This window comes from Pseudomonas sp. UBA5666 (assembly GCF_002420785.1).
Classification (GTDB): domain Bacteria; phylum Pseudomonadota; class Gammaproteobacteria; order Pseudomonadales; family Pseudomonadaceae; genus Aquipseudomonas; species Aquipseudomonas fulva.
The window spans coordinates 69,398-82,175 of record NZ_DIIQ01000041.1 but is presented as its reverse complement, the minus strand read 5'-3'; the positions used below and the strand labels follow the sequence as shown (position 1 = coordinate 82,175).

Sequence of the window (12,778 nt, the reverse complement as noted above, 5' to 3'; positions counted from 1 at the left end):
TTACTGGACCTGTGCCGACGCGTTTTTCCAGTCGTTCACAAACTGTTGGGAGACTTCGGGCGTCCAGTTGGAGTCGATGCCTGCATTGGGGAATTCCTTGGCCAGCACGGCGCCATAAGACACGCGATCGGCGCAGCGCTCCTGCTCGCAGGCCTTCGGCTCGCCCGCGCTGTAGGCGCGGTAGGTAGGAATGGCGCGACCGTCTTCGAGCGGGTAGTAAGGGGTGGCGTTGGCAACCTGGGCCACGTACCAGCCTTCGGGGTATTGCTGCTCGGCAAGCAGACGCCCTTCGCCTGGGTAGTCGACGGTGTAGAACTCGCCCTTCTTGCCGGTGACATGCACCATCATCGGCGTCACGTTCTGCGACGACGTAGGGTCCTGCTGCTGCAGCGGCGAAGGGAAACGTACCTTGATGCCGGCCATCTGCGCCAGTGCCTCGGTTTCACGCCCCTTGAATTCACCCATGCGCTCCTGCAACTGCTGGTAGCGCTCAAGCACACGGGTGTGCTCCCAGGCCAACTGCTGCTGACGATTGCGGGCTTCACGCACGCGCTGCTTCTCGCGCTGCTGCGCCCAGTTGGTGCCGTTGCGCACATCGAAGTACAGACCCTGGCGGCCCATGCCGATGCGGTTGCGCACGATCTTCTGGTCGTCGTTGCCCCAGATTCTATTGGAAATGGCCGACAGGTCCTTGACGATGAGCAGGTCGGCCACATCGGTGGTGCTCGGCGATGCGTTCTTGATCAGGTCGAAGGCCTGCAGCGCAGTTTCCTTGTATTTCGCCGGGTCCAGGGCGAAGGCGTCGTCCGGGGTTACGCCGACGTAGTACGGGTCGGCGAGGAACGGCCCTACAGCGCCGTAGGTAGGACGGGCGAACGCCAGGTACACCTTCATGTTCCGATCGGGAATTTCACCCACCAGCAACGCCACTTGGTCCGCTTCGGCCGTGAGGTAGCTGACCGACTTGTCCTTGACCGCCGCCTCGTAACGCTTGCTGAACATCAAGGCGCTGGGGTGGACGTAGATGCGATTCCAGTCGTTGCCGCGGTAGGTGCCTTCGGCTTTCCAGCTGATCTTCTCGAAATTGCCCGCACCAAAGCCGGAAGCCGGACAGGGCATGGCTGGCGTGGTGCCGAACGTGAGGCTGTCGCCTTCACTGATGATGGTGCTATTGAGCACCCACTTGCAGCCCGCAGCATCGGTGATCTGCATCAGCTTGCTGTTTTTCAGCACCACTGAGCGGCCATAGTCCGAGGTGGGGGCGGCCGTGACAGCGGCGCCGGCTGCCTTGGGCGCGACGGCAGGCGCGGGCGCCGGTTCAGGTGCGGGCGCTGGGGTGGGGACAGCGGCCGGTTCTGGCTTGGCGGCCGGCGTAGGGGCAGCCGCCACGGCCGGTGCTGGCGCCTCGGCAGGCGCAGGTGTAGCAGCAGGGGCAGGTGCCTCGGCTGGTGCTGGCGCAGAGGATGGCGCTGGTGTTTCAGTCTGCTGAGGGGCTGGGGCCGTGGAGGCAGCAGGTGCAGCAGCCAGGTTCATCAAGCCCAGGTTGCTGGCATTGCCAGCGCCGCTGGCATACAGCGCGCCCTTGCCATCGACCGCCTTCCAGCTGACCTTGGCCGTGGAGCAGTCCTTGGCGAACACGAACGGCAACTTGTTCAGCAGGCCCGAGAGCATGTCCGGGTTGTCCCAGGCAGGCCGGGTGATGGTCAGCTCGACCTCGGGCTTGCACCAGGTCGCGGCCTCACCGGGCACTTCGACCTTGATATTGTCCTTCTTGGAAAACGCCAGCTCGTGGGCGAAAGCCTGCGGTACCAAACCGCAAGCACCGATCACGGCGAGCGCAAGGGCGTGCTTTTTCATGGAAGTTCTCAAATCAGTTCCCAGGTGCCATTGGCCTGTTTGCAGAAGGTGTTCTGTTCCTGTTCGGTCTTGCCTTCCTTGGACTTCAGGCTGACCGTCACGGGGCGGCAAGCCGCTTCGGCAGCGACGGTCTGGGTAGGCAGGCTTTGCAGCGTATCCAGGTCGAAGCCTTGGGTTTCGCTACTGGCCGCCACGTCCAGCTCACCCAGGTTCACCGCCGGGGTAACGCGCTTGGCCACGGCCTGGGCCTTGGGCTCGACGTAGTCCTTGTGGACGTAACCGACGGTCACGCCTTTGCGCCCTACCAGCACCCAGTCGCCGGTTGAACCGACGGCCGTAAATTCGGTGTGGTTCTTCAGGCTGCCGACTTTCTCGCCCTTGGCGTTGGGCGCCGCGCGCACATTGAGGTTGTCGCTGGTGGTCACGTAGGGTTCGTTGATCAGCTTCATCGACGGAACGGCCTGGATCTTCGGCGCGCGCTTGACCTCGACCTGCTTGGTCTTGGTGTACTCCTTGCCTGTCACGATCTGCGCGCTGGCGCCGGAGTGGTCGGACTTCCAGGTCACCGGCTGTGCACTGGCCGTGGCCTGTTGCTGGCTCAGCACTTCCTGAGTGCGCAAGGCCAAGGCCTGCTGGTCTTTTTCATCGAGCATATTGCCGATGCGGTTGCCCACGTAGGCACCGATGCCGCCTGCGATCAAAGCGGCCGCCAGCTTGCCGTTGCCGCTGCCCATGGTCGAACCGATGGCAACGCCCGCCAGGCCGCCGATCACGGTGCCGGCTTGTTCTTTGCTGATGCCAAGCTGGGCGCAGGCGGTGGTCGAGGCGATGGCGACAGCCAAGAGGGAGGCGATGAATTTCTTATGCACGTGGATCACTCCATTTTCCAGTGGACGCACAGCCGTAAACCGCAGCCTCTCGGGCAGCAGCGTGGGCGTGGGTGTGATGGGCTTGCAGGGGGGAGCCAGTGGAAGCCGCAGAAGGCGACGCCACGGGTGAGCGAACAGTGAGGGGTATGTGTAGCGAAGCGCAAAGCATCCAACGAATCCATGTCAGGAAGCGCTCATCGCCCGGCGCACGTAGTCATTACGGCGTGTTGTCCAGGCATGAGAGGCGAACAGAGGCGGCATTGTAGCGCAGGTGGCGAATGGCAGATCAAGACAAAATGTTGCGGATGGCTGAGCGGCATGTGATCGCTTTGGATCGGTACTTTTGCTCTCGGAACTCAGATTAATCCCCTTCCTTGTAGGCCGTTTCCGAAACATACTGCCCTGCTGCTCAAACGGTTGCGACGGGGCAGGTCGCGTTCTAGTCTCGGCGGGTCGTTGCAGATCAACGACCGGCTTTGACAGGCCGACCATCCGAGTTTCCGTTACAGCGCTTTATGGCGGCTGTGCATGGGGCACCTTTGTGTGCGCCGGGGTCTCGGGTGACCGGTCTGTCAACCCATGCATAGCTGCCTCCACTCGTTTGACAGCGTTGCCAGGCAGCTCCACTCGCCCGAGGAGCTCACATGCGCAAGATTGTGCCCGATCCACCCTACTCCCTAGATTCCGGTCAGAAGATGCATCTGTCTCTAGCCATGCCTTGTCGCCCGCCTGCGTCGTATCCGTTTACTACGGATCAGCGCGCCCCGGTTGAGGGTGCCATAGGCTATCGCTCTCGGAATGGCGCTGATGCAAGGCAGGTTGTTGTGGCACTGGAGCCCTTCACACCCAGGGCGCAGATTCCGACGGCATCCTGCTTATGAAGTTAGAAATTGAGCCTGCGCGCGGATGTCTCGCAAAGCAGGCTTTCTTTGCCTACCTAGGCGAATGGGGAGTAGACCGATGCCAACCGAAGACAAAAAAGAACCTACCACCGTCGGCAAGACCTGTTTTCACCAAGGCGATGACAACACACACCCGCTGTTTCGCATCGAGCCTGGCATACCCTGCCAGGATGCCAGGGAGCAGGCGTCCGAATTGATGGGGTATGTATGCCACATGGTGATCAAAGGGCTGATGGAAGGCGACCAGCAATTGCTGTGGGCTTCGCATTATCTGGGCGCGATGGCCAAGGCGCTGCTCGATGATGCGGAGCTCGGGTTGATGAACGAAGGGTCGTAGGGTTTTCCTTGTCAGCTTGCCCGAATAGTCGGCCGCCCTGTCACCGATCTAGCTATCATTCTGGCACTGGCCTCTATTCCTACCATTATGCTTATCACTTTGCTTCGTTATTTCCACCACCGCGACAAGCCATCTGAAGCGCAAGAGACGCTGCTACCCGCCAGCTTGCAGACAGCAAAAGACGTTATGTATTTTGAAGAAAGAATTACAGGCGTCTTTTTGAAAGACTTATTTCTTATGGCCGCTCAACCCACAACGAACACCCATACAAAAAACATCTACTTAGCTCAAACGCATGTATGGATCGCTCCGCAAATGAGGCATCAGTTAAGATCATTACTTAGCCTTACCTTTAAGCTTCGTGCGGATTAACGGGCCGAACAGACGCTCAACCCTTTGGCAGGACTAGCGAAGGCTGCTCTGAGACTCCGAATCCCAATTCAGATCCTTGAGACGGTGCCAGGCTCTCTCCAAGTGAGAGGGCTTTAGATAAGCCTTCTTCCGCTCACTCCAGTCATGTACAGCCTTGACGGCCAGTTCAGGATGGTCTTTCGCCCCCGTGGTGTTGCACATAACCCAATGAACGGTACTTAACAGTTCCATCCCATACGGATCTTCAAACCCGTCAATTAACTCTGCTACTCTCTCCATACGATGCATAGTTTCAACATCATCACATAGAAATTGCTCGGCCTCCTCTACAGTCCCTGTCTTTAGCTCTAACGGCTTAGTTGGATCATCCTGACCGTCTCCATAGCCATGGATAAAGTGTCCATCCAACTTGATCAGTACTTGCCTAAGATTTTTGGCATATGGGCCATACTGTTTAGCCTCAAATTGAAGCCGAAGTGGCTTGCCACTTTCTTGCAAAAAATATACTAGCTTATGTACTTCTAGCAAGCTGACAAATGGATCAAGGAGACCTTTTAGATATCGATCCATCAACAGAATCAGCGCAGCACGACCATCGGTCATTTTTGGGCGCTCTGTTCTGTTCGGCATTTCCTTTGCTGCCGGCGCGCCAGAAGGTGGGTATAAAAAAACCTCGACCTCTGGTAAATCCGAGAACGCCTCCACAATTGCCGGCTGTACATCCTCCCACTTAAGGCCGCCCAACCCACAACCGAGCGGAGGAATTGCAATGGACTTGATGTCCAATTCATTCACTTTACGCACTAGATCGTCGAGGCCGCGCTGGATATTCTCCAGCTTGCTCTTTGATTTCCAGTGCCCTTTAGTTGGAAAGTTTATGATCCAACGCGGACCGCCGATTAAACCGCCAAGATCGAACACGTGAACCTTACCCAGCTTGACGGCGTCATTCTTGCAAGCATCCTGATAGCTTTTGAACATATCAGGAAACGCTTGCTTGAATTGCAGCGCAATACCTTTGCCCATGACACCTTCAGTGTTCACGGTGTTCACCAGCGCCTCAACAGGGGCTGTAAGAAGGTTTCCTTTGCTAAGCTTGATCATATTAGAAGTACCAGGCATTTCTTACGCTCACCTCAGGCTGGTGTGTCGAGTTGCGCATAACCTCTCGCACTCTTTCAACCGCCGCTTGATTATGACAGCCAATAAAATGGATTCCCTGCCAAGGGAATTGGCCTGCAACCAAAAACTCTGATTGCTTTTGGTGCCGTTTCTCTCCCCAATACTTGGCATTGATTGTGAACCAATCCAAGTCAGCGAGCTTACTAATATCGTTATAAAAGTCTGTGTGCTTAGCGCCGGCATTGCCGTCGCTGAAGGCCCACTGCTGTTGAAGCTCGATACCGGTACCGACTGAACTCACAAGATGGACGATGTCACATTGACACCCAGCAGGTTTCCCCGTGTTACCCATGTTGACGGTGTATAGCATTGGCGTGCGCGGACAAAAATAAAAAGGCACGAACTCCCCAACATACATAGATTCGCAGCAGTCAACACATATCTCTTGGAGCCTGCGCAGCTTGATGTGATCGTAGCCGATGACAGAGTGCTGCCCCGATTGAACCATCACTGCATCTGACTGAAGGCCAGACGCAATAATTCCAGGCAGATTGGCAATATCTGTGATGTGGTAGATCAAAACGTCTTCAGGTCTAGATTTCATAGATCGCGCCTGCATTGACATCTGGGGGCCAGCTCGCTCAGCGACCGCGACGATTGTCACTAACGCCTACGTTCTGAGCTGTCCGGGTTGGGACACGAATGCTATGTGTTTTTTGCACGTTCTGCTGAGCTCTCGGCAGCCCACAAGGAGTGTAGCCACAGCAGCCGCCTAGGTCATTGCTAAGCGTGACATTGCCCAATCAGGATGTGCTTAGGCCACACGCACCCTGCCACTGACCGCAGTCGGCAAGATTATACAAAACGAAAAGAAAAAACCCCTGCAACTTACTAGATTGCAAGGGTTTTCAATGTATGGCGGAGAGATAGGGATTTGAACCCTAGGTACTGTTGCCAGTACAACGGATTTCGAATCCGTCCCGTTCGACCACTCCGGCATCTCTCCAATGCCGCGCATCATACCAGTGAATTCTGAAAACGCAAACCTTTATTTTCAAAAAAACCGCGTGGTATCAGGCGCTTGCGTGTGCGTGCGCCTTACAGCGGCACGCCCAGGCGCTTGGCAACTTCTTCGTAGGCTTCGATCACATCGCCCAGGCCCTGACGGAAGCGGTCCTTGTCCATCTTCTTGCGGGTTTCCTTGTCCCACAGGCGGCAGCCGTCGGGGCTGAACTCGTCGCCCAGCACGATCTGGCCGTGGAAGACACCGAACTCCAGCTTGAAGTCGACCAGCAGCAGGCCGGCGTCGTCGAACAGCTTGGTCAGCACGTCATTGACCTTGAGCGACAGCTTCTTCATTTCGACCAGTTGCTCGGCGGTGCCCCAGCCGAAGGCGACAACGTGGGATTCGTTGATGAAGGGGTCGCCCTTCTCGTCGTTCTTCAGGAACAGCTCGAAGGTGGAAGGCTCCAGCTTGATGCCCTCCTCCACGCCCAGGCGCTTGACCAGGCTGCCGGCTGCGTAGTTACGCACGACGCATTCGACCGGAATCATATCCAGCTTCTTGACCAGGCATTCGTTATCGCCCAGCAGTTTGTCGAACTGGGTCGGCACGCCAGCTTCTTCGAGCTTCTGCATGATGAAGGCGTTGAACTTGTTGTTCACCGTGCCCTTGCGGTCCAGCTGCTCGATGCGCTTGCCGTCGAAGGCCGACGTGTCGTTGCGAAACAGCAGGATCAAGCGGTCGGCGTCATCGGTCTTGTAAACCGATTTGGCCTTGCCGCGGTAGAGTTCGTCGCGTTTTTCCATGATTGGGCTCCGCTTGCGTGAGGGGTGGGCTAGGCGATGGCGCGCCAGTCGAGCCCGTGTTCCTGATTTGCCACCTCAAGCCAGTCAGGGTCGCACCCAAGGGTGTCGACGAAGCACTGGCGGGCCAGGTGTGGCAGGTTGTTCTTGCTGCTGAGGTGGGCCAGCACCAGGTGCTGCAGGGTATTCCAGCCCAACTCATGTACCAGGCTCGCGGCCTGGTGGTTGTTCAAATGCCCGCGCATGCCGCCGACCCGCTGCTTGAGAAAGTAGGGGTAGTGACCACGCGCCAGCATGTCGCGGCAATGGTTGGCTTCGATCAACAGCGCATCCAGGTCGCGATAGCCGTCCAGCAGCCGCGCGTCGTACGAGCCCAGGTCCGTCAGCATGCCGAAACGGCGTGTACCGTCGCTGACCACGTACTGCAACGGTTCGTGGGCATCGTGCTCAACGCGCGATGCCGTAACCTCCAGGCTGCCGACGCTCAGGCGCTGGCCGCACGCCAGGAAACCGGCCACTTCCACCGGCTTGCGCAGCCCGCGCAAGGTGCCTTGGCTCAGGTAGACCGGTACATTGTAGCGCCGCGACAGCAGACCAACCCCATGCACGTGGTCGGCATGTTCGTGGGTGACCAGCACGGCGCTCAGCTGAGCGGCCGACACACCGAGCAGCGCCAGGCGCCGCTCGGTCTCGCGCAAAGAAAAGCCGCAATCGACCAGGATGTAGGTATCACCACTGGCGATCAGCGTGCCGTTTCCCTGGCTACCGCTTCCAAGTACGGCGAAGCGCACTTAACCCAGGTGGTCCTGAATGGCGCTCAGCACACGGCGAGCGACATCGGCCGGAGCCACGGTGTTGATGTTCTTCTCGACCGTGACCTGCACGTTCTCACCCACTTTGCTCAGGCGTACCTGATAGCGCTCGGCACGGGCTTCGCGCTCTTCCTTGGTGGGCTCGCTGCCGAACACACGACCGAAGAAGCCAGGCTTGTTCTCCTTGTCTTCGGGTTTTTCGGACAGGTTGATGTAGTACAGGCCCAGGCTGCGGTTGATGTCTTCTACCCGCCACTGGCCACCCTGCTCCAGGGCACGACCCACGCTGGACCAGGCGCGATCCAGGTCGGCGCCCACGTTCAGGACCGGGTTGCCACTGCCGTCTTCGCTCAGGCTGACGCGGTTGGGCACATCGAAATCACGTTCGGCCAGCAGCGACACCGAACCGCCCTTCTCGGCGCTGCGGTTCATGCTGGCGAGCAACTCGTCGACCAGCAGGGCGTCGGCACCGGTGTTGGTGGAGCTGGACGGGAAGTCGGGTTCGGCGCTGCTACCAGCCGGGCGCTCGACGGTGACCACGTACACCTCGGAGGTGTTGCGCTGCACGCCGGGCTCCATGCGCACACGCACGCGCACTTCGCTGTCGTTGCTGCTGGCCGTGCTGGCCAGGCGCTGACCAAGGGAGGCCGAGAGTTCGTCGAAACGCTGCCAGGTGGTGCTGAATTCGCCCGTTTGCGGGCGCTCTTCAGCAATACGGAAGCCGTTGTCCTCGAAGAACTGACGCGCCACCGGCCAGACTTCGGCCGGGGCGTGCTGGGCCAGCACCCAACGGCTGCTGCCGCTGCGCTGCAAGCTGTAGTCGTTGGCCTGGCCCGCACCGCCGGTCAGCGGCTGCGGACGCGGCACTTCGTACTCACCGCTGACATTGTCGTCGGCAACGTTGCGCGGGATGGGCAGCAGGGGGTCGAGGCGCTTGACGCCGCTGACGTCCGAGGGCAGCTGCATGGGCGCGGTCGAGTGCGCCTGCAGGTAATCGCTGCCGCGGTCGCGGAAATAACCATCCTCGCCCCACAGCCAGCCGCACCCACTGGTGCTGGAGATGATCAGGGCAAGGGCAGAAAGGCCAGCCAGTCGCTTCATGCAGGGTACTTCCTCTTAAACCAGTACGCCGGACTGGCGCAGGGCAGTACGGACTTTGTCGTGGCAGCCTTCGCTGAGCCAGGTCAGTGGCAGGCGAATGCCTTTTTTCATCAGGCCCATCTCGACCAGCGCCCATTTGACGGGGATCGGGTTGGACTCGCAGAACAGGTCTTTGTGCAGGGGCATGAGCGTGTCGTTGATTGCGCGGGCCTTCTCGGCATTGCCCTCAAGGGCGGCCTCGCACAGGTCGGCCATTTGCCGCGGGGCGACGTTGGCCGTGACCGAAATGTTGCCCTTGCCGCCCATCAGGATCAGCTCGACGGCGGTTGGATCGTCACCGGACAGCACGATGAAGTCGCTGGAAACGCCCTCGATGATGGCCTTGGCGCGGGCCATGTCACCGGTGGCTTCCTTGATGCCGATGATGCTGGGCACCGTCGAGAGGCGGATTACGGTTTCGGCCTGCATGTCGCAGGAGGTGCGGCCTGGCACGTTGTACAGGATCTGCGGGATGTCGACCGATTCGGCAACGTGCTTGAAGTGCTGGTACAGGCCTTCCTGGGTCGGCTTGTTGTAGTACGGCACGACCAGCAGGCAGGCATCGGCGCCGGCATTCTTGGCGTTCTGGGTCAGGTGCACGGCTTCGGCAGTGGAGTTGGCACCGGTGCCGGCGATGACCGGGATCGGGGTCTTGCTGCGCTTGACGCGCTCGACCACGTGCTTGATGACCAGGATGTGCTCTTCGACATCCAGCGTGGCGGACTCACCGGTGGTGCCGACGGCGACGATGGCGTGGGTGCCGTTTTCCAGGTGGAAGTCTACAAGTTTGTCGAGGCTGCCCCAGTCAACACGCCCTTGTGCATCCATGGGAGTGACCAGTGCCACCATACTGCCCGCAATCATGTATCTGCTCCTGCCGGAAAAAGAGAGCGGTAATGGTACTGGGGGCATCGGCCTTGCACAAGCGAAGCAGGCGGGCGGAGCATTCCCCTCGGCGCCTTATTTCGCTACCCTTGATGCTTTGATCGGTGCAGCACGGCCCGCCGGGCCGTAGACCCTGCTCCCCGCCAGCGCCCCGTCCTCGCCTGCGAGTGCCGAGCGCTGCCTACAGGAGGCTTTCGCCCGTCCTGCACCGACCGCTCATCGCTTTAGGAATGCTGCATGTCCACCCCCACTGTCCGCGAACAATTCCTCGTCATCAGCGCCTTGGGGCCCAACCCCATGGAGCTGGCCAATGTACTGAGCCGCGCAGCCTTCGAAAACCGCTGCGCGGTGGTTACCTCTCGCTTGAGCCGCCATGGCGAGACCAGCGCACTGGTCTTGCAGGTCGGCGGCAGCTGGGATGCCCTGGCGCGCCTTGAGGCCATGCTGCCTGGCCTTGGCAAGAAGCATGGCCTGACCCTGGACGTGGTGCGCAGCGCCGACCAGGAAGTGCGCCCGCAGGCCCTGCCCTACGTGGCCTATGTCAGCGCCGCCTACCGCCCTGACATCATCAACGAGCTGTGCCAGTTCTTCCTCGATCACCGTGTCGAGCTTGAAGCCATGACCTGCGACACCTACCTGGCACCGCAGACCGGCAGCAGCATGCTCAACGCTCAGTTCACAGTGATCCTGCCGGCCGGCACCCAGATCAGTTGGCTGCGCGACCAGTTCCTGGACTTTGCCGACGCGCTGAACCTGGACGCCCTGATCGAACCCTGGCGCCCACAAAACCCTGTCTGAGGAGGTTCCCATGGCCGTTGCACTCGACCAACCTGTCCCCGACTTCACTGCCCAGGCCACCAGCGGGCAGACGGTCAGCCTGTCGGCGCTCAAGGGCCGCCAGGTGGTGGTGTATTTCTATCCGAAGGACAGTACTCCAGGCTGTACCACCCAGGGCCAGGGCTTTCGCGACCAGCATGGCGCCTTCGAAGCCGCCAATACCGTGGTGCTCGGCGTCTCGCGCGACGGCATGAAGTCCCACGAGAACTTCAAGGCCAAGCAGGGCTTTCCGTTCGAGTTGATCAGCGACAAGGACGAAGCCCTGTGCCAGCTGTTCGACGTGATCAAGCTGAAAAAGCTGTACGGCAAGGAATACATGGGCGTGGACCGCAGCACCTTCCTGATCGACAAAGACGGTGTGCTGCGTCAGCAATGGCGTGGAGTGAAGGTACCCGGCCATGTGGATGCGGTACTGGCCGCGGCCCAGACGCTGAACCAGGCCTGATCGAAGCAGGGGCTGCGCCAACCTCGGTGCAGCCCAAGCCTGTCAGAGCAAGGGCGACACGCTGGGCTCCTGGCGAGGCCAGGCGTCCAGCACGGCCTTGATCAGGGTCGCCAGCGGGATGGCGAAGAAAATCCCCCAGAACCCCCACAACCCACCGAACAGCAAGACCGCGCAGATGATCGCCACCGGGTGCAGGCTCACCGCCTCGGAGAACAGCAGCGGTACCAGCACGTTGCCATCGAGCGCCTGGATGATCGCGTAGACCGTCATCAGGTAGATGAACTGGTCTCCCCAGCCCCACTGGAACAGGGCAATCAGCGTCACCGGCACGGTGACCACCACCGCCCCGACATAGGGCACCACCACTGACAGCCCGACCAAGAGGGCCAGCAACGCAGCATAGTTCAGGCCCAGGGTGATGAACGCTATGTAGGTCGCAATGCCGCAGATCAGAATTTCGATGCCCTTGCCCCGAATGTAATTGGCGATCTGCCGGTTCATCTCGCTGCCCACGCGGTTGAGCAAGGTGCGCTGACGCGGCAGGTAGCCACTGACCCAGCGGCCAATCAGTTCACGGTCCTTGAGGAAGAAGAACACCAGGATCGGCACCAGCACCAGGTAGATCATGGCGTTGACCAGCAGCGGCAGGCTGGACAGGGAGAAGGTAAGCGCCCATTGCCCGAACTTGCCGATCTCGCCGCGGACCGACTCGATGGCATGCAGCACCTGCTCGTCCGACACCAGGTGCGGATAGCGCTCTGGCAGCAGGAGCAGCAATGACTGCCATTTACCAAGCATGCCTGGCAGCTCGTTGAACAGGGTGATCAGCTGGTGCCACAGCAGCGGCACCAATACCAGCATGAACACCGCCAGTGCGCCCATGAACAGGGCAAATACCAGCAGGACCGCCAGTTTTGTAGGCACTCGCAGGCGCTCCAGGGCGTTGACCAACCCTTGCATGAGAAACGCCAGCACCATGCCGGCCAACACCGGCGCCAGCATCCCGCCCAGCGTGAGCACCGCCGTGAACGCCAGAAACAGCAAGACCGCCAGCACCACCGCTTCTTCATCGGAGAAGTAGCGTTGGACCCAGTCGCGTAGCACTTTGAACATGAACGATCCTTGTGGGACTCAGGCCTTGCGCAGCCAGTAGGTGTAGGTACCGGCCTCGGCCGTTTCGTGCAACAGGCTATGACCGGCCAGTTTGGCAAAGGTGCGCAGGTCGCGTTGGGAACCTGCGTCGGTGGCGATGACCTTGAGTACGGCACCACTGGCCAGCCCATTGAGCGCCATCTTGGCCTTGAGCAGTGGTAACGGGCAGTTCAGCCCGCTGGCATCGAGCTCGGCGTCACAGGTCAGGGGGGTGCTCATCAATGGGGCTCTCCAGGGCAATG

The 12,778-nt window shown here is 59.9% G+C and carries 13 protein-coding genes and 1 tRNA gene; 3 read left to right on the top strand and 11 right to left on the bottom strand.

The window, feature by feature from the left end:
* Nucleotides 1-1,857 (bottom strand): hypothetical protein, encoded by a 1,857-nt coding sequence (locus tag B2Y33_RS17380; protein WP_206405703.1) that lies wholly within the window; start codon nucleotides 1,855-1,857, stop codon nucleotides 1-3.
* 8 nt (nucleotides 1,858-1,865) lie between these two features.
* A complete protein-coding gene (locus B2Y33_RS17375) occupies nucleotides 1,866-2,726 on the bottom strand; it encodes an SH3 domain-containing protein (protein WP_206405704.1) in 861 nt (286 codons plus the stop codon).
* A gap of 960 nt (nucleotides 2,727-3,686) precedes the next feature.
* Between B2Y33_RS17375 and B2Y33_RS17370 the strand changes: the two genes are divergently transcribed.
* Nucleotides 3,687-3,965 (top strand): DUF3077 domain-containing protein, encoded by a 279-nt coding sequence (locus tag B2Y33_RS17370; protein WP_206405705.1) that lies wholly within the window; start codon nucleotides 3,687-3,689, stop codon nucleotides 3,963-3,965.
* 405 nt (nucleotides 3,966-4,370) lie between these two features.
* On the opposite strand, the gene darG is transcribed toward B2Y33_RS17370, so the two are convergent.
* The 7 genes from darG to dapA form a co-directional block, all read right to left on the bottom strand.
* A complete protein-coding gene (gene darG / locus B2Y33_RS17365) occupies nucleotides 4,371-5,441 on the bottom strand; it encodes a type II toxin-antitoxin system antitoxin DNA ADP-ribosyl glycohydrolase DarG (RefSeq protein WP_206405706.1) in 1,071 nt (356 codons plus the stop codon).
* A gap of 1 nt (nucleotide 5,442) precedes the next feature.
* A complete protein-coding gene (darT, locus tag B2Y33_RS17360; protein ID WP_206405707.1) occupies nucleotides 5,443-6,063 on the bottom strand; it encodes a type II toxin-antitoxin system toxin DNA ADP-ribosyl transferase DarT in 621 nt (206 codons plus the stop codon).
* Nucleotides 6,064-6,375: 312 nt separating this feature from the next.
* A tRNA-Ser gene (locus B2Y33_RS17355) sits at nucleotides 6,376-6,465 on the bottom strand.
* A 92-nt stretch (nucleotides 6,466-6,557) separates the two neighbouring features.
* On the bottom strand, nucleotides 6,558-7,268 hold the full coding sequence (gene purC / locus B2Y33_RS17350; RefSeq protein ID WP_023536328.1) for a phosphoribosylaminoimidazolesuccinocarboxamide synthase: 711 nt from the start codon (nucleotides 7,266-7,268) through the stop codon (nucleotides 6,558-6,560).
* A gap of 29 nt (nucleotides 7,269-7,297) precedes the next feature.
* Nucleotides 7,298-8,056 carry an MBL fold metallo-hydrolase gene (locus tag B2Y33_RS17345; protein WP_027914235.1) on the bottom strand — a complete coding sequence of 253 codons (759 nt, stop codon included), beginning with the start codon at nucleotides 8,054-8,056 and terminating at the stop codon, nucleotides 7,298-7,300.
* The gene (gene bamC, locus B2Y33_RS17340; RefSeq protein ID WP_058638490.1) at nucleotides 8,057-9,178 is read right to left on the bottom strand and encodes an outer membrane protein assembly factor BamC; all 1,122 of its coding nucleotides are present in this window, start codon (nucleotides 9,176-9,178) and stop codon (nucleotides 8,057-8,059) included.
* A 15-nt stretch (nucleotides 9,179-9,193) separates the two neighbouring features.
* Nucleotides 9,194-10,081, bottom strand: a complete 888-nt coding sequence (dapA, locus tag B2Y33_RS17335; RefSeq protein ID WP_206405708.1) for a 4-hydroxy-tetrahydrodipicolinate synthase — start codon at nucleotides 10,079-10,081, stop codon at nucleotides 9,194-9,196.
* Nucleotides 10,082-10,339: 258 nt separating this feature from the next.
* On the opposite strand from dapA, the gene B2Y33_RS17330 reads away from it, so the two are divergent.
* Both B2Y33_RS17330 and B2Y33_RS17325 read left to right on the top strand, forming a co-directional pair.
* Complete coding sequence (locus B2Y33_RS17330) at nucleotides 10,340-10,900, top strand: glycine cleavage system protein R (protein WP_023536329.1); 561 nt, start codon at nucleotides 10,340-10,342, stop codon at nucleotides 10,898-10,900.
* A 10-nt stretch (nucleotides 10,901-10,910) separates the two neighbouring features.
* Nucleotides 10,911-11,384 carry a peroxiredoxin gene (locus tag B2Y33_RS17325; RefSeq protein WP_023536252.1) on the top strand — a complete coding sequence of 158 codons (474 nt, stop codon included), beginning with the start codon at nucleotides 10,911-10,913 and terminating at the stop codon, nucleotides 11,382-11,384.
* Nucleotides 11,385-11,426: 42 nt separating this feature from the next.
* Here the strand turns inward: B2Y33_RS17325 and B2Y33_RS17320 are convergent, their stop codons facing one another.
* Complete coding sequence (locus B2Y33_RS17320) at nucleotides 11,427-12,497, bottom strand: AI-2E family transporter (RefSeq protein ID WP_027914232.1); 1,071 nt, start codon at nucleotides 12,495-12,497, stop codon at nucleotides 11,427-11,429.
* A gap of 18 nt (nucleotides 12,498-12,515) precedes the next feature.
* On the bottom strand, nucleotides 12,516-12,755 hold the full coding sequence (locus B2Y33_RS17315) for a sulfurtransferase TusA family protein (protein ID WP_023536286.1): 240 nt from the start codon (nucleotides 12,753-12,755) through the stop codon (nucleotides 12,516-12,518).
* Nucleotides 12,756-12,778 lie beyond the last annotated feature (23 nt).

Coding starts and splice junctions, on each gene's coding strand:
- B2Y33_RS17330 (WP_023536329.1), top strand. CDS start 10,340: ATGTCCACCCCCACTGTCCGCGAACAATTCCTCGTCATCAGCGCCTTG.
- B2Y33_RS17370 (WP_206405705.1), top strand. CDS start 3,687: ATGCCAACCGAAGACAAAAAAGAACCTACCACCGTCGGCAAGACCTGT.
- B2Y33_RS17380 (WP_206405703.1), bottom strand. CDS start 1,857: ATGAAAAAGCACGCCCTTGCGCTCGCCGTGATCGGTGCTTGCGGTTTG.
- darG (WP_206405706.1), bottom strand. CDS start 5,441: ATGATCAAGCTTAGCAAAGGAAACCTTCTTACAGCCCCTGTTGAGGCG.
- B2Y33_RS17315 (WP_023536286.1), bottom strand. CDS start 12,755: ATGAGCACCCCCCTGACCTGTGACGCCGAGCTCGATGCCAGCGGGCTG.
- purC (WP_023536328.1), bottom strand. CDS start 7,268: ATGGAAAAACGCGACGAACTCTACCGCGGCAAGGCCAAATCGGTTTAC.
- B2Y33_RS17320 (WP_027914232.1), bottom strand. CDS start 12,497: ATGTTCAAAGTGCTACGCGACTGGGTCCAACGCTACTTCTCCGATGAA.
- dapA (WP_206405708.1), bottom strand. CDS start 10,081: ATGATTGCGGGCAGTATGGTGGCACTGGTCACTCCCATGGATGCACAA.
- B2Y33_RS17325 (WP_023536252.1), top strand. CDS start 10,911: ATGGCCGTTGCACTCGACCAACCTGTCCCCGACTTCACTGCCCAGGCC.
- bamC (WP_058638490.1), bottom strand. CDS start 9,178: ATGAAGCGACTGGCTGGCCTTTCTGCCCTTGCCCTGATCATCTCCAGC.
- darT (WP_206405707.1), bottom strand. CDS start 6,063: ATGAAATCTAGACCTGAAGACGTTTTGATCTACCACATCACAGATATT.